The 22,702-nt window shown below is 68.0% G+C and carries 22 protein-coding genes; 5 read left to right on the forward strand and 17 right to left on the reverse strand.

Features of this window, described 5'->3' with window-relative positions; all coding sequences use genetic code 11:
- Window positions 1–14 precede the first annotated feature (14 nt).
- From ACUTAF_RS21565 to ACUTAF_RS21575, 3 genes are all read right to left on the reverse strand, one after another.
- Window positions 15–506: an acyl-CoA thioesterase gene (locus ACUTAF_RS21565; protein ID WP_445581881.1), complete on the reverse strand. Its 492-nt coding sequence runs from the start codon at window positions 504–506 to the stop codon at window positions 15–17.
- A gap of 130 nt (window positions 507–636) precedes the next feature.
- The gene (locus tag ACUTAF_RS21570) at window positions 637–2,004 is read right to left on the reverse strand and encodes a glutamine synthetase family protein (protein WP_445581882.1); all 1,368 of its coding nucleotides are present in this window, start codon (window positions 2,002–2,004) and stop codon (window positions 637–639) included.
- 106 nt (window positions 2,005–2,110) lie between these two features.
- Window positions 2,111–3,502, reverse strand: a complete 1,392-nt coding sequence (locus tag ACUTAF_RS21575; protein WP_445581883.1) for an aspartate aminotransferase family protein — start codon at window positions 3,500–3,502, stop codon at window positions 2,111–2,113.
- Window positions 3,503–3,624: 122 nt separating this feature from the next.
- Between ACUTAF_RS21575 and ACUTAF_RS21580 the strand changes: the two genes are divergently transcribed.
- Window positions 3,625–4,395, forward strand: coding sequence for an SDR family NAD(P)-dependent oxidoreductase (locus ACUTAF_RS21580; protein WP_445581884.1), 771 nt, complete (start codon window positions 3,625–3,627; stop codon window positions 4,393–4,395).
- Between the two features lie 140 nt (window positions 4,396–4,535).
- Window positions 4,536–5,189, forward strand: coding sequence for a GntR family transcriptional regulator (locus ACUTAF_RS21585; RefSeq protein ID WP_445581885.1), 654 nt, complete (start codon window positions 4,536–4,538; stop codon window positions 5,187–5,189).
- An 84-nt stretch (window positions 5,190–5,273) separates the two neighbouring features.
- Here ACUTAF_RS21585 and ACUTAF_RS21590 read toward each other — a convergent pair whose 3' ends face one another.
- The 6 genes from ACUTAF_RS21590 to uvrD form a co-directional block, all read right to left on the reverse strand.
- The gene (locus tag ACUTAF_RS21590) at window positions 5,274–5,681 is read right to left on the reverse strand and encodes an SMI1/KNR4 family protein (RefSeq protein ID WP_003241226.1); all 408 of its coding nucleotides are present in this window, start codon (window positions 5,679–5,681) and stop codon (window positions 5,274–5,276) included.
- Between the two features lie 75 nt (window positions 5,682–5,756).
- Complete coding sequence (locus tag ACUTAF_RS21595; RefSeq protein WP_445581886.1) at window positions 5,757–6,125, reverse strand: VOC family protein; 369 nt, start codon at window positions 6,123–6,125, stop codon at window positions 5,757–5,759.
- A 100-nt stretch (window positions 6,126–6,225) separates the two neighbouring features.
- On the reverse strand, window positions 6,226–7,068 hold the full coding sequence (locus ACUTAF_RS21600) for a Tim44 domain-containing protein (RefSeq protein ID WP_445581887.1): 843 nt from the start codon (window positions 7,066–7,068) through the stop codon (window positions 6,226–6,228).
- A gap of 199 nt (window positions 7,069–7,267) precedes the next feature.
- Window positions 7,268–7,846 carry a TetR/AcrR family transcriptional regulator gene (locus ACUTAF_RS21605; protein WP_445581888.1) on the reverse strand — a complete coding sequence of 193 codons (579 nt, stop codon included), beginning with the start codon at window positions 7,844–7,846 and terminating at the stop codon, window positions 7,268–7,270.
- A gap of 155 nt (window positions 7,847–8,001) precedes the next feature.
- Complete coding sequence (locus ACUTAF_RS21610) at window positions 8,002–9,093, reverse strand: TRAP transporter substrate-binding protein (protein ID WP_445581889.1); 1,092 nt, start codon at window positions 9,091–9,093, stop codon at window positions 8,002–8,004.
- Window positions 9,094–9,151: 58 nt separating this feature from the next.
- A complete protein-coding gene (uvrD, locus tag ACUTAF_RS21615; RefSeq protein WP_445581890.1) occupies window positions 9,152–11,335 on the reverse strand; it encodes a DNA helicase II in 2,184 nt (727 codons plus the stop codon).
- 232 nt (window positions 11,336–11,567) lie between these two features.
- On the opposite strand from uvrD, the gene ACUTAF_RS21620 reads away from it, so the two are divergent.
- Both ACUTAF_RS21620 and ACUTAF_RS21625 read left to right on the forward strand, forming a co-directional pair.
- Window positions 11,568–14,444: a putative bifunctional diguanylate cyclase/phosphodiesterase gene (locus tag ACUTAF_RS21620; protein ID WP_445581891.1), complete on the forward strand. Its 2,877-nt coding sequence runs from the start codon at window positions 11,568–11,570 to the stop codon at window positions 14,442–14,444.
- 124 nt (window positions 14,445–14,568) lie between these two features.
- Window positions 14,569–14,949: a c-type cytochrome gene (locus ACUTAF_RS21625; protein WP_445581892.1), complete on the forward strand. Its 381-nt coding sequence runs from the start codon at window positions 14,569–14,571 to the stop codon at window positions 14,947–14,949.
- Window positions 14,950–14,994: 45 nt separating this feature from the next.
- Here ACUTAF_RS21625 and ACUTAF_RS21630 read toward each other — a convergent pair whose 3' ends face one another.
- From ACUTAF_RS21630 to zur, 8 genes are all read right to left on the reverse strand, one after another.
- Window positions 14,995–15,420, reverse strand: a complete 426-nt coding sequence (locus tag ACUTAF_RS21630) for a VOC family protein (RefSeq protein ID WP_445581893.1) — start codon at window positions 15,418–15,420, stop codon at window positions 14,995–14,997.
- 208 nt (window positions 15,421–15,628) lie between these two features.
- A complete protein-coding gene (locus ACUTAF_RS21635) occupies window positions 15,629–16,399 on the reverse strand; it encodes a MetQ/NlpA family ABC transporter substrate-binding protein (protein ID WP_445581894.1) in 771 nt (256 codons plus the stop codon).
- A 65-nt stretch (window positions 16,400–16,464) separates the two neighbouring features.
- Complete coding sequence (locus ACUTAF_RS21640; protein ID WP_445581895.1) at window positions 16,465–17,133, reverse strand: methionine ABC transporter permease; 669 nt, start codon at window positions 17,131–17,133, stop codon at window positions 16,465–16,467.
- Window positions 17,133–18,140, reverse strand: coding sequence for a methionine ABC transporter ATP-binding protein (locus ACUTAF_RS21645; RefSeq protein WP_445581896.1), 1,008 nt, complete (start codon window positions 18,138–18,140; stop codon window positions 17,133–17,135). Before ACUTAF_RS21645 ends, ACUTAF_RS21640 begins: the two co-directional genes overlap by 1 nt.
- 246 nt (window positions 18,141–18,386) lie before the next feature.
- Window positions 18,387–19,229: a PA5502 family lipoprotein gene (locus ACUTAF_RS21650; RefSeq protein ID WP_445581897.1), complete on the reverse strand. Its 843-nt coding sequence runs from the start codon at window positions 19,227–19,229 to the stop codon at window positions 18,387–18,389.
- A gap of 333 nt (window positions 19,230–19,562) precedes the next feature.
- Window positions 19,563–20,351, reverse strand: a complete 789-nt coding sequence (znuB, locus tag ACUTAF_RS21655) for a zinc ABC transporter permease subunit ZnuB (RefSeq protein WP_445581898.1) — start codon at window positions 20,349–20,351, stop codon at window positions 19,563–19,565.
- A complete protein-coding gene (gene znuC, locus ACUTAF_RS21660; protein WP_445581899.1) occupies window positions 20,351–21,139 on the reverse strand; it encodes a zinc ABC transporter ATP-binding protein ZnuC in 789 nt (262 codons plus the stop codon). The genes znuB and znuC overlap by 1 nt, the downstream gene beginning before the upstream one ends.
- The gene (gene zur, locus ACUTAF_RS21665) at window positions 21,136–21,621 is read right to left on the reverse strand and encodes a zinc uptake transcriptional repressor Zur (RefSeq protein ID WP_445581900.1); all 486 of its coding nucleotides are present in this window, start codon (window positions 21,619–21,621) and stop codon (window positions 21,136–21,138) included. Before zur ends, znuC begins: the two co-directional genes overlap by 4 nt.
- Window positions 21,622–21,687: 66 nt before the next feature.
- Here zur and znuA point away from each other — a divergent pair, with 66 nt between their 5' ends.
- Entirely contained in the window at window positions 21,688–22,656 is a 969-nt protein-coding gene (gene znuA / locus ACUTAF_RS21670) for a zinc ABC transporter substrate-binding protein ZnuA (RefSeq protein WP_445581901.1), read from the forward strand.
- The last annotated feature ends 46 nt before the right edge of the window (window positions 22,657–22,702 follow it).

Raw genomic sequence — 22,702 nt, forward strand, 5'->3', positions numbered from 1 at the left:
TTCGGCCTGCGAGCCTAAGCCTGGCTCTTCTCCGCGCTCAGCGCCTGGTAGCGCTGCTGCAGCTCGGCGCGGATCTGCCGGCGCTGCGCCGCCTGGCGCTGGCGGCGCAGGCCGTCGGGGGTGTCCGGCTGCAGCTCCGGCACCGGCGCCGGGCGGCCGTGCTCGTCCATCGCCACCATGGTGAAGAAGCAGCTGTTGGTGTGGCGCACCGAGCGCTCGCGGATGTTCTCGGTGATCACCTTGATGCCGACCTCCATCGAGGTGCGCCCGCAGTAGTTGACCGAGGCGAGGAAGGTGACCAGCTCGCCTACGTGCACCGGCTCGCGGAAGATCACCTGGTCCACCGACAGGGTCACCACGTAGCGCCCGGCGTAGCGGCTGGCGCAGGCGTAGGCGACCTCGTCGAGGTACTTGAGCAAGGTGCCGCCGTGGACGTTGCCGGAGAAGTTGGCCATGTCCGGGGTCATCAAAACGGTCATCGTCAGTTGCGCGGTTCCGGCTTCCATGGGGGCTCCGTGGGCTGGGGGTGGATGCGGTAGGCCTGTGACGACCTCACCCTGCAAGGACGCCGCCCGACGCCGATCCGCTACAGTCTGCCGGCGCGGTTTGGCCATTTTTCCCGGACCGCCTGGTGGCTCAGGCGTGGCTCAGGTACCAGCGCCAGTCCTGTTCGCCCACCTCGCCCATGAACTGGCGATACTCGGCCCATTTGATCGCCAGGAACACCTTGAGGAAATCCTCGCCCAGCGCATCCTTCGCCCAGTTGGAGTTTTCCAGGGTGCGCAGGGCGGTGAGCCAGTCGGTGGGCAGGGTCTCGCGGGCCTGTGCGTAGCCGTTGCCGATGATTGCCTCGCCCGGATCGATCTGGTTCTGTATGCCGTGATGGATGCCGGCGAGGATCGCTGCCGCCGCCAGGTAGGGGTTGGCGTCGGCGCCGCAGATGCGGTGTTCGACGTGACGGCTGCTGGCCGGGCCGCCCGGTACGCGGAAGGACACGGTACGGTTGTTCACCCCCCAGCTCTTGGCCAGCGGCGCGTAGCTGTTGGCCTGGAAGCGGCGGAAGGAGTTGGCGTTGGGACAGAAGATCGCCAGGGTGTCGTCGAGCGTGGCCATCATGCCGCCGATCGCATACTTCAGCAGCGGCGTGCCCTGAGGGTCTTCGCTGGCCATCAGGTTATTGCCCTGCTCGTCGGCCAGCGACACGTGCATATGCAGGCCGCTGCCGGCCTGGTCGCCGAACGGCTTGGCCATAAAGCAGGCCTGCAGTCCGTGCTTGTTGGCCACGCCCTTGACCAGGCGCTTGTAGCGCACGCCTTCGTCCACTGCCTGCAGCGCGTCGAAGCGGTGCTCCAGGGTCAGCTCGAGCTGGCCGGGGGCGTATTCGGAGATCGCCGTGCGCACCGGCAGGCCCTGCGCCTCGCAGGCGGCGTAGAGGTCGTCGAGGAACGGCTGCAGTTGCTCCAGCTCGTACACGCCATAGACCTGCGGCGCCTGCGGGCGCATGCCGTTGGCCTGCAGCGCCGGCTGCGGGCGGCCATTGGCGTCGCGCTGCTTGTCCAGCAGGTAGAACTCCAGCTCCACCGCCATCACCGGGTGGTAACCGTCGGCCTTGAGCCGGTCGATGGCGCGCACCAGCACATGCCGCGGGTCGCCCGGCGTGGCCGGCATGCCCTCGCTCGGATGCATACTGACCTGTAGCTGGCCGGTGGGCACGGCGCGCCAGGGTTGCAGGGTCAGTGAGCCGGGGATGGGGTAGGTCCAGCAGTCGGCGTCGGCCACTTCCCAGACCAGGCCGCTTTCCTCCACGTCCTCGCCCTGGATGGTCAGCGATAGGATCGAGCTGGGCAGCGGCCGGCCGTGCTCGTAGATGGCCAGCAGTTCGTCGCGGTGCAGCAGCTTGCCGCGCGGGATGCCGTTGGCGTCGATCAGCATCAGCTCGATGCTGCGTACCTCGGGGTGGGCGGCGAGGAAGTCGCGGGCTTCCTGGGGATGGGCGAATTGCATGGTGGTGTCCTTGCTTTTTGTTCCCCTCTCCCTTCGGGAGAGGGGCTAGGGTTGAGGGACCCTCATCCGCCCTTCGGGCACCTTCTCCCGGAGGGAGAAGGGAGGTTCAGAGCCTGGCGCCGGGAATGGCCAGCAGCTCGCCCAGGGCTGTATCGAGCGTGGCGATCAGCCGGTCCACATCGGCCGCGGTCGTCGCGGGGCAGCACAGGGTCATATTGTGGAACGGGGTGATCAGGATGCCGCGGTTGATCAGGTACAGGTGCAGGGCCATCTGCAGCTCGTCGTGGAACGCCGCCTCGGCCTCGGCGCCGGTGCGCGGCGGCTTGGCGCAGAACTGGAATTCGCAGCGCGCGCCCAGCTCGGTCACCGACCACTTCAGGTCGTGCTTGCCGATCAGGCGGCGAAAGCCCGCCGCGAGCCTGGAAGCCAGCGGCAACATATGCGCGTAGGCGGCCTCGGTCATCACCTGTTCCAGGTTGGCGCGCATGCAGTGCATGGCCAGGGCGTTGGCCGACAGCGTGGTGCCCATGCCGCTGTGACCATGGCCATGACTGCCTTCGCTGGCGCGTTTGCGCGCGGCGGTCATGGCTTCGGCCATCTCTGCGCTGCAGCCGAAGATGCCGCAGGGCACGCCGCCGGCGATCGGCTTGCCGACCACGAAGAAGTCCGGGTCGAGGTTCCACAGTCGGGTGCAGCCGCCGATATCGGTGGAGATGGTGTGGGTTTCGTCGATGATCAGCAACGAACCATATTTGCGCGTGAGCTCGCGGCACCGCTGCATGAAGCCCGGATCGGGCAGGACCATGCCGATATTGGTCATCGCCGGCTCGCAGAGCAGGGCGCAGACATCGCCCTGGGCCAGCGCGGCTTCCAGGGCTTCGAGGTCGTTGAAGGGGATCGAGCGGCTGTGCTCGGTCAGGTCGTAGGCCTGGCCAATCAGCCCGGAACGCGGCACGGTCTCGCCGTCCCTGTAGCGCACCATCACGTCGTCCACCGTGCCGTGGTAGCAGCCGTCGAACACCAGCAGGGTCTTGCGCCCGGTAATGGCGCGGGCCCAGCGCAGCACATAGCGATTCGAGTCCGTCGCGGTGGCGGTGACCTGCCAGTAGGGCAGGCCAAAGCGCGCGGCCAGCAGCTCGCCGCAGACCACGGCGTCCTCGCCGGGCAGCATGGTGGTCAGGCCGTTGCCCGCCTGTTCGGTGATGGCGCGGGCCACCGGGGCCGGCGAATGGCCGAACATGCTGCCGGTGTCGCCCAGGCAGAAGTCGATGTACTCGTGGCCGTCGACGTCATAGAAGCGCGCGCCCTTGGCGCGCTCGACGAACAGCGGCAGCGGGGTCGACCAGTCGGCCATCCAGTGCATCGGCACGCCGCCGTACAGCGAGTGGCGGGCGCGCTCGGCCAGGGCCACGGATTTTGGATTGCGCTCGAGGAAACGCGCACGCTCGCGGGCCGCTAGGGTTTCCACGGCGGCTTGGCTGATACCACTGGCTGTCATGTTGAACGCCTCGTTCGAATTTACGAACATGTTATTTTGTGATCACAAGTAATGCAACTGGTGCAATGCTGAAGGGCTTTATACTAGAGTAGCCCCTGTTTCTGTGATCACGGATTGCGTTCATGTTGACGACACAACAGGTGGCCCTGGTTAGCGGGGCCGGCAGCGACAGCGGTATCGGCATGGCCATCGCCCGTCGTCTGGGCCGACAGGGCATGCGCCTGCTCCTCACCGCCAGCAGTGCGCGCATCGAGCAGCGCGCCGCCGAGCTGCGTGCAGAGGGGATCGAGGCACGGGCCATGGCCGCCGACCTGACCGACGAGCAGCAGGTGGCCGCCCTGGCCCGCTGGGCCGAGGCGCAGTGGGGGCGGGTGGACGTGCTGGTTAACAACGCCGGCATGGCCATGCAGGGCAGCCCCGAGCCCTTCGCCGAAGTCAGCGACATGGACCTGGCCACCTGGCACCTGTCGCTCGAGCGCAACCTGACCAGTGCCTTTCTGCTGACCCGCGCCGTGCTGCCGGGCATGCGTGCCCGCGGCTACGGGCGCATCGTCAATATCAGCTCCACCACCGGCACCCGCGGCAGCAACGTCGGCGAGGCCGCCTACAGCGCGGCCAAGGCCGGCATGCTCGGCCTGTCCATGGGCCTGGCCCTGGAGGTGGCCAGGCAGGGCATCACGGTCAACAGCGTAGCGCCGGGCTGGATCGCCACCGGTTCATCCACCGAGGAGGAGCGCCGCGCCGCCGAGCACAGCCCCATCGGCCGTGCCGGCCGCCCCGAGGAAGTGGCGGCTGCCGCGGCCTTCCTCGCCTCGCCCGAGGCCAGCTATATCACCGGCGAGGTGCTGGTGGTGGACGGTGGCAACTGCCTGATCGAGAACAAGGCTCCGTAGGGTACGCCGTGCGCACCAACCAGCCCTGATCATGGTGCGCACGGCGCACTCCAGGCCCAAACCCAACAAGGACATCCGCATGCGCAACTGCCCACTGACCCTCGCCCAACTGCCCGCCCCGCCGCAAGGACGCTGAGACCATGGCCGATAACCTGCAGGAACGGCTTTACCTGAACATTCGCGAAGGCCTGCTGGCCGGGCGTTTCCAGCCCGGTGAACGTCTGAAGATCCGCGATCTGGCGGCGCAGTGGGGCACCAGCCCGATGCCGGTGCGCGCGGCGTTGCAGCGGCTGGTGGCCGAGGGCGCGCTGGAGGGCGAGCCGCAGCGCTCGGTGCGGGTGCCGGCGATGACCCGCGAGCGTTACGAGAGCATCTTCCAGGTGCGGCTGGCCCTGGAGGGTCTGGCGGTCGAGCTGGCCACGCCGCGCCTGCAGGCGAGCGACCTGGCCGAGCTGCGCGACTGCGTGGCGCGTATGGACAGGGCCATCGAACAGCGCGAGGTCCAGGACTACCTGAACGCCAACAGCCGCTTCCACCTGCTGCTGTACGGCGCCTGCGGCAACCCGGTGCTGCTGCGCTCGATCGAATCGCTGTGGCTGCAGATCGGTCCGTTCTTCAACCGCCTGTTCACCGGCGCCGACCTGTCGCTGCGCCTCAACGACTTCCACGAAGACGCCTTCGCCGCCCTCGAGGCCGGCGACGCCAAGGGCGCGCGCCAGGCCATGGAACAGGACCTGATCTACTTCGCGCGTTTCCTGTTCAACCTGCTGGCGCTGGAGCAGGGCGAGGGCTGAGGCGTCGCGCCTCGTAGGGCGCGCCGCGCATGCCGATAGGGTCCGAGAGCTGGCGCGCATGGCGCACCCTACTCGGAGGTGCGTTCAGCTCTCCAGCCAGACGTCGCGGCACCAGTGCCAGACCGAGTCCCAGCTCTCGTCGGTCAGCTCGCCTTCGTCGCCGTCCCACAGCCAGACCTGGCCTTCCACGTCCACCGCGTAGTAGTCGCGGCCGTCCTGGCACAGCGGCACCAGGTCGCGCGGCAGGCCCAGACTCCAGGCCTCGGCGGCCACTTCCGGCAGGTAGGTGTGCGAGTGCGGATCACTGGCGGTCACCGGCTCCAGGCGGCCGTAGACCACGTCGCTGACCTTGAGCAGGAACTCGCGCAGCTCGAACGGCAGGTGGATGAGGATCTGCTCCTGGATCTCCACCAGGGTCTCCTCGTCCGGCAGCTCCAGCGGCACCGGCACCGGTTCGTTGAGTTCGCGCAGCTGTTCGATGACTTCTTCCACGGTGCAACCTCCTGATCAATGCGGCGGGCTTTATACCCCAACGGGCTGCTGGGGCGGTATCGGTGCGCGACGGCCTCAGCCGGCGTGAAAGAAGGCCAGCTTGTTGCCGTCCGGGTCGCGGAAGTAACCGATATAGAAGCCGGGCATGCGTTCGCCCGGTGCGCCCTCGTCGCTGCCGCCGAGGCTCAGCGCCTTGGCGTGCAGTTCGTCGACCTTGGCCCGCGAGCCCGCCACCAGGGCGGTCATGCAGCCGTTGCCGACGCAGGCCTGTTGCTGGTCGTAGGGCAGGCAGACGCCGAACATCGGCTGCTTCATGCTGGTGCCGAACAGGGTCAGCCGGCCGATGTCCACCAGCGGCTTGGCGCCGAGGCCGGCGAGCAGCTCGCCGTAGAAGGCCTTGGCCTTGTCCAGATCGCGGGTGCCGACGGTGCTGTATCCGATCATCTGAGCGTGCTCCTCGAGGTAGGCGCTATCACTCTAGCCGAAAGTCGAGGGACAAAAGAAAACCCGGGACAGGCCCGGGTTTCTGTGCGGCGCTGCGCGATCAGTTCTGCCGAATGCCGGCGATCAGCCAGGGCTGGTCGTCGCCCTGGGCGCGTTCCAGGCGCCAGCTTTCGCTGAACGGCTCGCCCTGGTCGAAACGCGAGGTCTTGGCCACGCCGCTGAAGGTCAGGGTGGCGATGGTCTTCTCGGCGTTGTCGTCGACGCCGTCGAGCTGGACCTGCAGGTCGTCGATATAGGTGGACTGGAAGCCGTCGCCCAGCTCGGCGCGTTCGCGCTTGAGGAAGTCCAGCAGCTGCGGGGTGACGAACTCGGCGATCTTCTCCATCTCGTCGGCGTCCCAGTGCTGCTGCAGGTTCATGAAGTGCTCGCGACCGGCGGCGATGAAACTCTGCTCGTTGAACCAGGCCGGCGCGTTGATCACCGGGCGGGCTGCCGCGGCGCTGCCGGCACCGAAGATCGAGGTCGGCGCGGCGGCGGCCGGCATTTCGCGCTGGTAGGGCGCGCCGGCGCCGGCGACTTGCGGCTGCTGACGGGCGCGACGGGCGGCGAGGAAGCGGAACAGCAGGAAGGCGATCAGGCCGAAGATCAGCATGTCCATGATCTGCAGGCCTTCGAAGCCGTCGCCCATGAACATCGAGGCGAGCAGGCCGCCGGCGGCCAGGCCGGCCAGCGGGCCGAGCCAGCGCGAAGCGCCGCTGGCGGCAGCCGGCTGGCGACCGGCGGTCGGCGCGGTGGCGGCGGGCTGCGACGGCTGGGTCTGGCGGGTCTGGTGGCTGGGTGCTGAGCCGAACGACTTGCCACCGCCGAAGCGCTTGGCATGGGCTTCGAAGCTGAAGGTCAGGGCCAGGCACAAGACCATGGCGATACTGAGGAAACGCTGCATCAGGGAATTCTCTCCGAGGGGAATGCGTGCGCGGCATCTTGCCCGCGGTGGACGGCAATGGCCAGTGACAGAATGTTTCCGGCTTTTGCCCGATGCGCAGAGTGTGGGGTGCGCCGTGCGCACCACCGTCCTTGCCGCAGTCGCTCCCGGTGCGCACGGCACACCCTACGGCATTGAAGGGCGTTAAGGGTGCACCCGGTTACCGGCGCAGCAGCAGGGCCAGCGGGCCGCAGCGCAGCTGGCGGCGCAGGAAGGCGCGGAACTCGGCGGCGTCTTCCTCGGGGTGGCGCAGCCAGTGGACGAAGCTGCGCAGGTAGGCGCCTGTCAGCAGGGTCTCTTCGGCGATGCGGCGCAGGTGCAGGGTCTCCCGCCCGGCTGCCTCGCGCCACCACTGCACGGTGCGGCTGACGCGCATCAGGCCCAGTACCTGCAGGTGGATATGCCCGGGTTCGAGCTTGTACAGCAGCATTTGCCCGGTCACCGTGCGGTGCGCGGCGAGGCTGGCGAGCCAGGCCAGCAGGCAGGCTTCCAGGCGCTGTTCGGCGTTCAGTTCGACGAGGTCGGGCTGGCGTGCACGGGCCAGCATGGCCAGGTCGGCGCGGTCGAACCAGGCCTCGACCAGGGCGTCCTTGTCGCGAAAATGCGCGGCGATGTCGTCCAGCCCGGCGCCGAGGTCGGCGGCGACTTCGAACAGGTGCAGACGCTCCCAGCCGCAGACGTCGGCCAGCCGCAGGGCGCTGTCGAGGATGCGGGCGGGGGTGATGGCGGCTTTCTTCATCGTTTCACCTCGCGTACGAGTATGGCTGCGCCGCCGCAACCCAGGGCCGGAAACGACAAACGGAAGCCGAGGCTTCCGTTTGTGGGTAACCCGGATGGAATCCGGGAAATGGCGGACCGCTGGCCCCGGATTGCTTCCGGGCTACGCAGCGCTTGTCAGCGCCAGTTGTACAGCTCCTTCTCCGAGACCGAATGCATCGGCGCAGCGAGGGCCTGGAAGGCCTTCATCGAGGCCCAGATGCGGCCGTTCAGCTCGCTCTGCGCGGCCAGCTCGCCGAGCACCACGTCGGCCTCGCGCTGCATGGCATCGAGCACTTCGTCGGGGAAACGCTTGAGCAGGGTGCCGCCCTTCTTCAGCTGATCCAGGGCCAGGGCGTTATGGTAGACGTAGTCGTCGAGCATGTCCTGGCTGGCGGCGCGGGCGGCCTCGGTGAGGATCGCCTGCAGGTCCGCCGGCAGGCTGTCCAGCGCCTTCTGGTTGACCAGCAGTTCGAGCACCGCCTGCGGTTCCTGCCAGCCCGGGTAGTCGTAATACTTGGCCGCCTGCTGCAGGCCGAAGGCCTGGTCGTTGTACGGGCTGACCCAGTCGGTGGCGTCGATGGCGCCGGTCTGCAGGGCGGTGAACACCTCGCCGCCGGGGATGTTGACGGTGATCGCGCCGAGCTTGGTCAGCACCTCGCCACCCAGGCCCGGGGTGCGGATCTTCAGGCCCTTGAGGTCGTCCAGCGAATTGATTTCCTTGTTGAACCAGCCGCCCATCTGCATGCCGGTATTGCCGACCACGAAGGGCTTCACCCCGTACGGGGCATAGGCCTCGTCCCACAGGGCCTGGCCGCCACCCTTGCTCAGCCAGGCGTTCATCTCCTGGGTGGACAGGCCGAACGGCACCGAGGTGAAGAACTGCGCGGTGCTGACCTTGCCCTTCCAGTAGTAGGCGGCGCCGTGGCCCAGTTCGGCGGTGCCGCGCGACACGGCGTCGAACACTTCCAGCGGCGGCACCAGCTCGCCGCCGGCGTAGACCTTGATGGTCAGGCGGCCGTCGCTCATGGTCTTGACCCGCTCGGCCAGGCGCTCGGCGGCGGTGCCCAGGCCGGGGTAGTTCTTCGGCCAGGCGGTGACCATCTTCCATTGGTAGGTCTGCGCCTGGGCGGCGGCCTGTTCGCTGCCGGCCTGGTCGTCCTTGCAGCCGGCCAGGCCGAGGGCGGCCAACAGGGCCGTGGTTGCGGTGAGGAGATGACGGCGGTTCATCGGTGCTTCCTTATTGTTGGTTCTCAATCCCGTGGTCCGGAGCGATCCAGGACGATGGTCAAAGCGCCTCCAGCTTGGCATAGCTGAGCATCAGCCACTTGCTGCCTTCGCTTTCGAAATTCACCTGCACCCGCGCCTGCGCGCCGGCGCCCTCGAAGTTGAGGATGGTGCCTTCGCCGAACAATGCGTGGCGCACGCGCTGGCCGAGGTTGAACGGCGTCTGCGGCACGGCGCTGCCGGCGAACAGGCTGCCGCCGCCCATCGAGCCGCTGCTGAGCGGGCGGCTGACACTGTTGGACAGGCGCACTTCCTGGATCAGCGGCGCGGGGATCTCGCGGACGAAGCGCGACACCTTGTTGTAGGTCTCGCTGCCGTACAGGCGGCGGGTCTCGGCGTAGCTGATCACCAGCCGCTGCATGGCCCGGGTGACGCCGACGTAGGCCAGGCGGCGCTCCTCTTCCAGGCGGCCCGGCTCTTCCAGGCTCATCTTGTGCGGGAACAGGCCTTCTTCCATGCCGACCAGGAACACCAGGGGGAACTCCAGGCCCTTGGCGCTGTGCAGGGTCATCAGCTGGACGCTGTCCTCGTTCTCCGCGGCCTGGGTGTCGCCGGCCTCCAGCGAGGCGTGGCTGAGGAAGGCCTGCAGCGGGGTCAGCTCGTCGTCTTCGTCGTTCTCGAAGGCGCGCGCGGCGCTGACCAGTTCCTCCAGGTTCTCCACCCGCGCCTGGCCCTTCTCGCCCTTTTCCGCCTGGTGATAGGCGATCAGCCCGCTCTGTTCGATGACGGTCTGGGTCATCAGGTGCAGGGGCATGGCCAGGACCTTCTCGGCCAGGTTCTCGATCAGCTCTATAAAACCGGCCAGGGCGCCGGACGCGCGGCCCGGCAGGGCCTTGTTCGCCAGCATCAGGCGGATCGCCTGCCACATGTGTACGTCGTGGGCGCGGGCGTATTCGCGGATGCTCTCGATGGTCTTCTCGCCGATGCCGCGCGCCGGCACGTTGACGATGCGTTCGAGCGCGGCGTCGTTGCCGCGGCCGTCGAGCAGACGCAGATAGGCCATGGCGTTCTTGATCTCGGCGCGCTCGAAGAAGCGCTGGCCGCCGTAGATGCGGTAGGGGATCTTCTCGCGCAGCAGCGCCTCTTCCAGTACCCGCGACTGGGCGTTGGAGCGGTAGAGGATGGCGATCTCGCTGCGTTTCAGGCCGTCCTTGCGCAGCGCGTCCTCGATCGACTCGACCACGTAGCGCGCCTCGTCGTGCTCGTTGAACGCGGCGTACAGGCGCAGCGGCTCGCCGTCGCCGCCATCGGTCCACAGCTCCTTGCCGAGGCGCCCGTGGTTGTTGGCGATCAGCGCGTTGGCGGCCTTGAGGATGGCGGCGGTGGAGCGGTAGTTCTGTTCCAGGCGGATCAGCTGGGTATCGGCGAAGTCGCTGCTGAACTGCTGGATGTTCTCGATCCGCGCGCCACGCCAGCCGTAGATCGACTGGTCGTCGTCGCCGACCACCATCAGGCTGTCGCCGCCACGGGCGAGCAGGCGCAGCCAGGCGTACTGCACGGCGTTGGTGTCCTGGAACTCGTCGACCAGGATATGGCGGAAACGCCGCTGGTAATGCTCCAGCAGGCCCGGCTTGTCGCGCCACAGGTCGAGGGCGCGCAGCAGCAGTTCGGAGAAGTCGATCACCCCGGTGCGCGCGCAGGCCGCCTCGTAGGCCTCGTAGATCTTCAGCATGGTGGCGAGGAACAGGTCGCCGCCGGCCTGGATATGCTGGGGTCTCAACCCCTCATCTTTTTGCCCGTTGATAAACCACTGCGCCTGCTTGGCCGGCCAGCGCTGTTCGTCCAGGCCCAGCTCGCGGATCACCCGCTTGATCAGGCGCTGCTGATCGTCGGAGTCGAGGATCTGAAAGTTCTCGGCCAGCCCGGCTTCCTGCCAGTGCGCGCGCAGCAGGCGATGGGCCAGGCCGTGGAAGGTGCCGACCCACATGCCGGCCGGGCTGTGGCCGAGCATCTGCTCGATGCGCGCGCGCATCTCGGCGGCGGCCTTGTTGGTGAAGGTCACCGAGAGGATGGAATGGGGCGATGCGCCCACCGCCTGGATCAAGAAGGCGATGCGGTGCACCAGCACGCGGGTCTTGCCGGAGCCGGCGCCGGCCAGCACCAGCTGGCGGCCGAGCGGGGCGGCCACGGCCTGGACCTGGGCGTCGTTCAAGGAGGCGAGGAGGAGTTCGGGGTCGTTTTGCATCGCGGCATTCTAGGGGGCGCGGCCACGGCGGGCAAACCGCATGCGACGCCTGTCGGCAGCCGACGACCGGCGGATCGGCGCGCAGCAGGCGAGCCAGGGCGCACCGCCGGTCGTGACCCCGCCGAAAGATAGGCGCCAGCCTCTGCAAATGCCCACATCTTGGTTGGGCGATGCGTCTGTCTCGGGTATTCTGCCGCGCAGACGCCTAGGCACCATTACAAGAAAATCGCCTATGACAGCCATCACTAGCGCCGTAGTTCAAGAAGTGACGCTGGATCCGCACGCGCCGGAGCAGCTGTTCGCCACGGATATCGCCGTGGAGCGAACCCGCCTGCTCTACCAGGGCTCGCGCGTGCCCACCCTGTTGATGCTGCTCAGCGGCCTGGCCTGCGCCTTCCTGTTATGGAACGAGCAGAGCGCGCCGCTGTTGGTCGGCTGGCTGGGCTGGGTGGTGCTGCTGGTGCTGCTGCGCCTGGTGCAGGTCAGGGCCTTCGATGCCGCGCGGCCCAGTTGCCAGGCCGGGCCGCACTGGCGTCTACGCTTCCTGTTCGGCGCCGGCGCCTCGGGGCTGACCCTGGCCTTCGCCGCCATCGTCCTGGTGCCGGCCGACGCCTTCTACCAGCAGGCGCTGGTCTACGGCCTGATCGCCGCGGCGATACTCTCGGCCAGCGTCGCCTACGCCGTCAGCCTGCCGGCCTTCCTCACCTTCGCCTTGCCCTGCCTGCTGCCCTCGGTGGCCTTCCTGCTGGCCGAAGGCAACCACCTGCAGCGTGGCTGGGGAGGGCTCGGCGCGATCCTCTCGCTGGCCCTGCTGGTGGTGGCCTGGCAGGTCAATCGCCTGGTGCAGCGCAGCCTGCTGCAGCGTTTCCACAACCAGGCGCTGATCGCCAACCTGGAACACGCCAAGCAGCGCGCCGAGGGGCTCAACGAAGAGCTGGCGCGCGAGGTGGAGCAGCGCCGACGCGCCGAGCGCGAACTGCGCGGCGCCCATGGCGAGCTGGAAATGCGCGTAGCCGAGCGCACCCTGGAGCTGGACGAGGCGACCCACGCCCTGAGCAAGAGCCAGGCGCGCCTGGCGCTGGCCCTGGAGGCCAGCGAATTGGGGCTGTGGGACTGGGATCTGGAAAGCGACCAGGTGCACCATTCGCACCTGCGCGAGCTGTTCGGCCTCGAGCCCGAGCAAGTGCAGGTGATGCTGCGTGACCTGACTCCGCGTCTGCACCCGGACGATCTGCCAGCGCTGCGCCGCGCCCTGGTCGAGCATATGAAGGGGCGCAGCGAGGACTACCAGATCGAATACCGCGTGCGCCATGCTGACGGCCACTGGGTCTGGGTCGAAGACCGCGGCCGGGCGGTGGAGCGCGATGCCGCCGGGCGCGTGCGACGCATGCTCGGCACCCGCCGCGACGTTAGCGCGCGGCGCCAGCAGGAGGCGCAGCAGCGCCTGGCCGCGATGGTGTTCGAGGCTGCCAGCGAGGGTATCTTCATCCTCGACCCGAACTACCGCCTGCTGGCCGTCAACCGCGCCTTCAGCGCGGTGACCGGCTACGCCCGCGAGGAGGTGGTGGGGCGCCCGGTGATCAGCCTGCTCGGCGGCCGCGAGATGCGCCGCCAGTACCAGCAGATTCGCCACGAGCTGGACGGCAGCGGCAGCTGGCATGGCGAACTGATCGAGACGCGCAAGAGCGGCGAACTCTACCCGCAATGGCTGCAGCTCAACCTGGTGCGCGATGCCGCCGGCCGGCCCAGCCATATCGTCGGCTTCTTCGCCGACCTCAGCGCGCGGCGCGAGGCCGAGGAGCGCCTGCGCTACCTGTCGCACTACGACGACCTGACCGGCCTGGCCAATCGCAGCCTGTTCAAGGAGCGCCTGCACGAGGCCAGCCAGCGCGCGCGGCAGAGCGGGCGCAGCGTCGCCCTGCTGCAGATCGACCTGGATCGCTTCAAGCTGCTCAACGACAGCCTCGGCCATGAGGTCGCCGACCAGCTGCTGCGGCAGATGAGTCGCCGCCTGACCCAGGCGGTGCCGGAGGCGGACTGCATCGCGCGGCTGTCCGGCGACGAGTTCGCCATCATCCTCGATGCCTACGGCAGCCTGTCCAACCTGGCGCGGGTGGCCAGCCGGCTGCTGGCCAAGCTGCGCGTGCCGATGGACGTCGGCGGTCACGAACTGGTGGTCAGCGCCTCGCTGGGCATCAGCCTGCTGCCGGACTACGCACGCGAGATCGGCGCGTTGATCAGCCAGGCCAACATGGCCGTGCAACACGCCAAGCACCTGGGCGGCAACACCTTTCAGTTCTTCACCGACAATCTGCAGGCCTGCACCCTGGAGCGCCTGCAGATGGAGGTCCAGCTGCGCAAGGCGATCGAGGAGGGCCAGCTGGAGGTGTTCTACCAGCCCAAGCTGAATCTCGCCGATGACCAGCTCAACGCCGCCGAGGCCCTGGTGCGCTGGCGTCACCCGCAGCAGGGCCTGGTGCCGCCCGGCGAATTCATCGGCCTGGCCGAGGAAACCGGGCTGATCGCGCCGATCGGTGAGTTCGTCCTGCGCCAGGCCTGCCAGCAGGCGCGCCAGTGGCAACGCCAGGGCCTGGCCGAGATTCGCGTGTCGGTGAACATCTCCGTGCACCAGTTGCGCCAGGGCAACCTGACCAGCCTGGTGCGCCAGGTGCTGGAGGAAACCGACCTGGCGCCGCAGTACCTGGAGCTGGAGCTGACCGAGAGCCAGATGCTGGACAACGTCGAGAGTGTCATCGCCACCTTCCGCCAGCTGCGCGAACTGGGGGTGAAGCTGGCGATCGACGACTTCGGCACCGGCTATTCCTCGCTCAGCTACCTCAAGCGCTTCCCGGTGCACTACGTGAAGATCGACCAGACCTTCATCCGCGACCTGTCGCCGCACGGCGAGGACGCGGCGATCACCCGCGCCATCATCGCCATGGCCCACAGCCTGGAACTCAGGGTGGTGGCCGAAGGGGTGGAGACCCAGGAGCAGATGGACTTCCTCAAGAGTCAGCACTGCGACGAAATCCAGGGCTACCTGATCAGCAAGCCGGTGGAGGCCGCGGCCCTGGCCCGCCTGCTGATGGAGCAGGCACAGCTGACGTAGACGCCGCGAGCCGCCGGCGCGCGGCGCCTACCTTGGTGCTAGCCAATCGCTACCTTTGTACAGCGTCGGGTTAAAACCACACAAAATATACTGCCTTTCCGAGTCATCGAAAGGGAGTCATCCAATGAAAACGATGTTGCTGTCATCCGTGGCCTTATGCGCCGCGCTCGCCGCCCCGTTCGCCGCAGCCGACGAGGCAGGCATGGCGGCGGCCGGCCTGCAGCTGTTCAAGCACCACTGCACGGCCTGCCATTCGCTGGATACCAGCGAGAACGCCTTCGGCCCGAGCCTGGTCGGGGTTGTGGGGCGCCCGGCGGCCAGCGTGCCGCGCTTCGCCTACTCCCAGGCCATGCAGGCGTCCGGCCTGACCTGGAACGAAGACAACCTGCGCAAGTGGATCACCGATAACGAGGCGCTGGTGCCCGGCACCCGCATGCGTCACGTCGCCATCACCGACAAGGCCGAGCAGGACTATCTGATCAGCTTCCTGCGCACTCTGAAGTGAGCCGTTGCCCGGCGGGCCTTGTGCGGGCGCGCCGGGTCGGCGGCGTCATTTGGCGAACAGCTGGCCGATATCCTTGAACGCCTTGAACTCCAGGGCGTTGCCGCAGGGATCGAGGAGAAACAGGGTGGCCTGCTCGCCGACCTGGCCGGCGAAGCGCACATGCGGCTCGATGACGAAGGCGGTGCCGCGTGCCTGCAGCCGTTCGGCCAGCGCCTGCCAGTCGTCCCAGGCCAGCACCACGCCGAAGTGCGGCACCGGTACGTCGTGGCCGTCCACCGGGTTGCGATGCGCCGCTTCCTGATGCGCCATCTTCGGCGCCTGGTGGATCACCAGCTGATGGCCGAAGAAATCGAAGTCCACCCACTGCTCGCTGCTGCGGCCCTCGGCGCAGCCGAACAGCTCGCCATAGAAGTGCCGCGCTGCGGCCAGGTCGTACACGGGAATCGCCAGGTGAAAAGGGGCAAGGGCCATCGCGAAGTACCTCTGTGGTCGTCGTTTGCCCTCCAGCCTAGCAAACGGCCAGATCGATCCGCCGCCCGTAGGGTGTCGCGGGGCCGCCCAGGCTGTGCGCGTGGCGGTGCGCGCGGCGCACCCTACGAAGCCAGCGACACCTTGCGTGCGCAACTGGCAGAAAAAAGCCCCGCACGCGGGCGGGGCTTTGCTCGAGCGCGTACGCGGCTTAGAACGCCGGCACCACGGCGCCCTGGTACTTCTCTTCGATGAACTGCTTCACCTCGGCGCTGTGCAGGGCCTTGACCAGCTTCTGCACGGCCTCGCTGTTCTTGTTGTCGGCGCGGGTCACCAGGATGTTGACGTAGGGCGAGTCGCTGCCTTCGATGGCCAGGGCGTCCTGGGTCGGGTTCAGCTTGGCTTCCAGGGCATAGTTGGTGTTGATCAGGGCGAGGTCGACCTGGCTCAGCACGCGCGGAAGGGTGGCCGCTTCCAGTTCACGCACCTTGATCGCCTTGGCGTTCTCGACGATGTCCTTCGGCGTGGCGAGGATGCCGGCCTCCGGCTTGAGCTTGATCACCCCGGCCTTCTGCAGCAGCAGCAGGGCGCGGCCGCCGTTGGTGGCGTCGTTGGGGATGGCCACGGTGGCGCCTTGGGCCAGCTCGCTCAGGTTCTTGATCTTGCTGGAATAGGCGCCGAAGGGCTCGACGTGCACGCCGGCGACGGACACCAGCTCGGTCTTGCGGCTGGCGTTGAACTCGTCGAGGTAGGGCTGGTGCTGAAAGAAGTTGGCGTCGAGGTTGCCCTGCTGCACCTGCAGGTTGGGCTGCACGTAGTCGGTGAACACGCGCACCTTGAGCTCGACGCCTTCTTTGGCCAGTGCCGGTTTGACGAACTCAAGGATCTCCGCGTGCGGCACCGGGGTGGCAGCGACGTTGAGGGTTTCGGCCTGGGCCGAGAAGGCCGCCAGGGCGGTCAGGGCTAAGAGCAGCTTTTTCATGTGACGACTCCTTGTGGGATGGGCAGGGTGGGCGCCGCCGGATGAGCGTTCGCCCGCCGTTGAAATCATTTGCGCGAGAAATGCACCACCAGACGGTCGCCGACCATCTGCAGCACCTGCACCAGGATCAGCAGCAAAATCACGGTCACCGCCATCACGTCCGGCTGGTAGCGCTGGTAGCCGTAGCGCACCGCCAGGTCGCCGAGGCCGCCGCCGCCGATCAGGCCGCTCATGGCGGTGTAGGACACCAGGGTAATGGCGGTGACGGTGGCCGCCGCCAGCAGGCCGGGCAGGGCCTCGGGCAGCAGCGCGCGGGTGATGATCTGCCAGGTGCTGGCGCCCATGGCCTGGATCGCCTCGATGATGCCGCGCTCGACCTCGCGCAGCGCGGTCTCCACCAGGCGGGCGAAGAACGGCGTGGCGCCCACCACCAGCGGTGGGATGGCGCCGGCCACACCCAGCGAGGTGCCGACCAGCAGCTCGGTGAAGGGAATCATCAGGATCAGCAGGATGACGAAGGGCACCGAGCGCAGGATGTTCACCAGCAGCGACAGCGCGCCGTACAGCGTCTTCTGCTCGAACAGCTGGCGCGGCCCGGTGAGAAACAGCAGCACGCCGAGCGGCAGGCCGAGCAGCAGGGTGAACAGCATGGAGCCGAGCAGCATGTTCAGGGTGTCGAGGCTGGCCTGCCAGATTTCCGGCCAGAACACGTTGGGTAGCAGTTGTTCGAGCATCAGCGCAGTACCTCCAGATGCACCTCGGCGGCGCCGAAGCGCGCCAGCGCGGCGTCGATGTCGCCACCGGTCAGGGCCAGGGTGAGCTGGCCGTAGGGGGTGTCCTTGATGCGGTCGATGCGCCCGGCGAGGATGCTGTAGTCGACCCCGGTCTCGCGCGCCACGGTACCGAGCAGCGGCGCGTAGGTGGCTTCGCCCTGGAAGGTCAGGCGCAGGATGCGGCCCTGCACATGGGCGAAGTCGTCGTGCTGTTCGGCTTCATCGACGTGCTCGGACTCCAGCACGAAACGCCGCGTGGTCGGGTGCTGCGGGTGCAGGAACACCTGGGCCACCGGGCCCTCTTCGACTATCACGCCGGCGTCCATCACCGCCACGCGGTCGCAAACGCGGCGGATCACGTCCATCTCGTGGGTGATCAGCACTATGGTCAGGCCCAGCTCGCGGTTGATCTCGGCCAGCAGTTGCAATACCTGGCCGGTGGTCTGCGGGTCGAGGGCGCTGGTGGCCTCGTCGCACAGCAGGATCTTCGGCCGGGTGCTCAGCGCGCGGGCGATGCCGACGCGCTGCTTCTGCCCGCCGGAGAGCTGCGCCGGGTACTTCTTCGCGTGTTCCTGCAGGCCGACGCGGGCCAGCAGCTCGGCGACCCGGGCGTCGATCTCGGCGGCGGACAGTTCGCCGGCCAGGCGCAGCGGCATGGCGATATTGTCCGCCACGGTCTTCGACGACAGCAGGTTGAAGTGCTGGAAGATCATCCCGACCTGCTGGCGGAAGCGACGCAGGCCCTGGGCATCGAGGGCGGTAACGTCGACGCCGTCGATCTCGATGCGCCCGCCGGAGGGCTCCTCCAGGCGGTTGATCAGGCGCAGCAGGGTGCTCTTGCCGGCGCCGGAATGGCCGATGATGCCGAACACCTGGCCGCGGCCGATCTGCAGCGTGCTGGGCTGCAGCGCGGGGATCTCGCGGCCGGCGACGCGGTAGGCCTTGTGGACGGATTGAAACTGGATCACGCGAACGACCTTTTGGGTATGTTCAAGGGCGGGCCCCAAGGTGGAAGGGGCCGGCCAGCGGGCACCGGGTGGGCGCAAAGGGGCGCTAGTCTACCCGGCCGTGTTTAGGCCGAGAAAATCTTTGTTGGCCTATGGTTATTACAAAATCGCATTATCGATGCCAAGCCGTAGGGTGGATGACTCCGTTTTCATCCACCGGCGAATCCGTGGTTGCGGTGGATGGGGGAAGCGTCAGCCACCCTAGGCTCAGCCGCGCTGCGGGCTCAGCAGCAGCCGTGGCACCTGCTGCGGCACGATCTTCTGGCTCAGCTGCGGGCGAAAGCTCGGGTCGAGCTTCTTGATCCGCGCCGACAGCAGCGCCGCGACCCAGGGGTAGTCCTTGGCCTCGCGCACTTCGATGCGCACGGCGCAGCGGAAGGTCACCACGTCCGCCGCGACGCCGTCGAGCAGGCGGCGCAGGTGTTCGTTGTCCTGGTTGTCCAGCATCGGCATGGCCACCGCGCTGCTGGCGGCGGCGGGATCGATCAGGCGTGCCCTGGGCGGCTCGGCGACGGCCGGCGCGGGAGCGGGGGCGGGTACGGCGATTCTGGCCGGGACGGTGGCGGCCAGGCGTTCGACGGCCGCTCGCTGCTGGCTCAGTTGTCTCTGGCGCTGCGCTTCGAGTTGGGCGTCGTCGCGCGCCTGTTGTTCGGCGGCGGCCTGGCGGGCATCGCGGGCGTTCTCGATGGCCTGGTGCAGATCGCCGCTCAGTGCCGGGGCTTGCGGCAGCAGGCTGCGCGCCTGGCCGAGGGCCTTGGCGGCGCGATCCAGATCACCCTGCTGCAGGGCTTCGCGGCCCAGCTGCAGATGGGCATCGGCGAGCTGGCGACGGTACTGCTCCAGGCGGGTGTCGCCGGCGGCGCTGCGTTCGAGGGCGGCGAGCTGGCTCTGGGCATCGTCCAGGCGCTCCTCGGCCAGGCTCAGGTCGAGCTGGCGCAGGGCGAGCACCAGCTCGTCGACCGGCGGCAGCGACTGCTGCGGAACCTGCTGGCAGCCGGCCAGAAACAGGACCAGCAGCAGGGGGAAACCACGGAAAACGAACGACTGCATGACTGTGCGTCTCGGATTGTGCAAAAAACGCGCAATCATACAGATTTTCGGCGCTGATTTCACGCGGATCGCTAGCGCCGTAGTTCTATGCAGCCCGAGGATTTTGCTGGCGAGGTATCGGCCAGGGCGCGGATCCGTAGGGTGGGTTAGCGGCGCAAAGCCCCGATCTCATATCCGCAAATGAAGCTAGTGCGCCGCGTAACCCACCAAGCGATGTAGCGCGTTGCGCCGATGGTGGGTTACGCCGCAGCAGACTTGGAGAATTGATCGCCAACGGTGACAGGCGGCTAACCCACCCTACGCAAACGCGTCGATGCATGATTCAGAGAGGCATCAGGCGCTGCGCTTGGGCAGGGCGAAGCTGGCGAGAAACAGCGCGGCGGCGCTGACCACTATGGATGGCCCGGCCGGGGTGTCCTGGAACCAGGACAGGCTGAGCCCGGCGCATACCGCCAGCAGGCCGAGCAGGCTGGCGCCGATGGCCATCTGCTCCGGCGTGCGCGCATGGCGCTGGGCGGCGGCGGCGGGAATGATCAGCAGCGAGGTGATCAGCAGCACGCCGACTATCTTCATCGCCACGGCGATCACCACCGCGATCAGCAGCATCAGCGCCAGGCGGATCGCCGCCACCGGCAGGCCCTCGACCCGCGCCAGCTCCTCGTGCACGGTGATCGCCAGCAACGGTCGCCACAGCCAGCTCAGCAGCGCCAGCACGGCCGCGCTGCCGCCGACGATCCAGGCCAGGTCGGCCGGGCCGACGGCGAGCAGGTCGCCGAACAGGTAACCCATCAGGTCGATGCGCACCTCGTGCATAAAGCTCAGCACGACGAGCCCCAATGACAGGGTGCTGTGGGCGAGGATGCCGAGCAATGTGTCCGAGGCCAGCGGCTGGCGCTGCTGCAACGTCACCAGCAACACCGCGAGCAGCACGCAGCCGACCGTCACCGCCAGGGTCGGGTTGACGTCGAGCATCAGGCCCAGCGCCACGCCGAGCAGCGCGGCATGGGACAGGGTGTCGCCGAAATAGGCCATGCGCCGCCACACCACGAAGGAGCCGAGCGGGCCGGCGACCAGCGCCAGTGCCAGGCCGGCGAGCAGCGCGTTGAGAAGGAAATCGGGCATCAGTGTTTGCAGCCTGGGCCGTGGACGTGGGCCGGGCCATGAATGGTCAGGCCGGGCTTGACCACGCCGCCATGCAGGTCGTGGTCATGGTCGTGATGGTGGTGGTAGACGGCCAGGCTCTTGGCGTCCTGGCCGAACAGCTCGATAAAGGCCGGATCGCCACTGACCTGCTCCGGGTGGCCGGAGCAGCACACGTGGCGATTCAGGCAGACCACCTGGTCGGTGGCGCTCATCACCAGGTGCAGGTCGTGCGAGACCATCAGCACGCCGCAGCCGTGACGCTCGCGCAGGCGCGAGATCAACCGGTACAGCTCGGCCTGGCCGGAGACGTCGACGCCCTGCACCGGCTCGTCGAGCACCAGCAGCTCGGGTTCGCGCAGCAGTGCACGAGCCAGCAGCACGCGTTGCAGCTCGCCGCCGGAGATGCCCTGCAGCGGGCTGTCGATCACCTGTTCGGCGCCGACCTCGGCCAGCGCGGCCAGCGCGCGGGGGCGATCCACCCCCGGCACCAGGCGCAGGAAACGCAGCACCGACAGCGGCAGGGTGGCATCCACGTGCAGCTTCTGCGGCATATAGCCGATGCGCAGGCGCGGCTTGCGCCAGACGCTGCCGCGCTCGGCCTGCAGCAGGCCGAGGACGACGCGCACCAGGGTGGTCTTGCCGGCGCCGTTGGGGCCGATCAGGGTGACGATCTCGCCCGCGCGCACGCTCAGATCGGCGTCTTCCAGCACCGCCTGGCCGTTGAAGCTGACGCCCACCCGCTCCAGGCGGATCAGCGCCTCGCTCATGCCGTGCCCCTGCAGCCGGCGCACAGGCCGACCACTTCGACGGTCTGCGCTTCGACGCTGAAGCCGACGCCGGCGGCGCCCTCGACTATGGCCTGGCTGATGCTCGGTTGCTCCAGCTCGATGGCGGCGTGGCAGGCGCGGCAGATCAGGAACTGGCCCTGGTGCGCGTGTTCCGGGTGACTGCAGCCGACGAAGGCGTTGAGCGAGGCGATGCGGTGCACCAGGCCGTTTTCCAGGAGGAAATCCAGCGCCCGGTAGACGGTGGGCGGCGCGGCGCGGCGGCCGTCCTCGTCGCTCAGCACGCCGAGTATGTCGTAGGCGCCGAGCGGCTTGTGGCTGGCCCAGACCAGCTCCAGCACGCGCTTGCGCAGCACGGTCAGGCGCAGGCCCTGGCGGGCGCAGATGGACTCGGCCTCGGCCAGGGCATGGCTGACGCAGCGCGAGTGGTCATGGGGGCGCGAGGCCAGGGGCGTGTCGGTCATGGGCAAGGACGGCGCTGGTGAGAGACGTTATTATATTACTCGTTCAATCCCGCCCGAGTATGCCCCGTGTCGCGTCTTTTCTGTTTCATTGCCCTGTTTTTCGTCGCCAGCGCCCAGGCCGAGGTGCGCCTGCTGACCAGCATCAAGCCGTTGCAACTGATCGCCGCCGCGGTGCAGGACGGCGTCGGCGAACCCGAGGTGCTGTTGCCGCCCGGCGCCTCGCCGCACCACTATGCGCTACGTCCGTCCGACGTGCGGCGAGTGCGCGAGGCCGACCTGCTGTACTGGATCGGTCCGGACATGGAAGGCTTCCTGCCGCGGGTACTGGACGGGCGCGACAAGCCGGACGTGGCGGTGCAGGAACTGCCCGGACTGAGCCTGCGTCATTTCGGTGACGAGCATGACGAGCATGACGAGCATGACGAGCATGACGAGCATGACGAGCACGGCCACGATGAGCATGCCCGCGAGCGAGCGCATGCGGACGAGGACCATGACCACGACCATCGCCCCGGTAGCCTCGACGCCCACCTCTGGCTGTTGCCGGCCAACGCCCGGGTCATCGCCGCCCGCATGGTCACCGACCTGGCGCAGCTGGACGCCGCCAACGCCGCGCGCTACGCCGCCAACCTGCAGGCCTTCGAAGCCCGCCTGGATGCACTGGATGGCCGTATCCGCCCGCAGCTGGCGAGCATCGCCGACAAGCCCTATTTCGTCTTCCACGAGGCCTTCGATTACTTCGAGGCCGCCTACGGGCTCAAGCATGCCGGCGTGTTCAGCGTGCTCGGCGAGGTGCAGCCCGGCGCCCGCCATGTCGCTGCCATGCGCGAGCGTCTGCAGCAGGCCGGTCCCAGCTGTGTGTTCAGCGAACCGCCGCTACGCCCGCGCCTGGCGGAAACCCTCACCGCCGGCCTGCCGGTGAAACTGGCCGAGCTGGATGCGCTCGGCGGCGAGCTGCCGGTAAGCGCCACGGGCTACGAGCAACTCTTGGAAAACCTGGCCAATGGCCTGACGGAGTGTCTGGGTAGCCTGTAATACGAGTCTCGCTCTGCTTCCGGGCGAGGTCCTCATAATTCGTGGC

Source organism: Pseudomonas sp. SP16.1 (assembly GCF_052682975.1).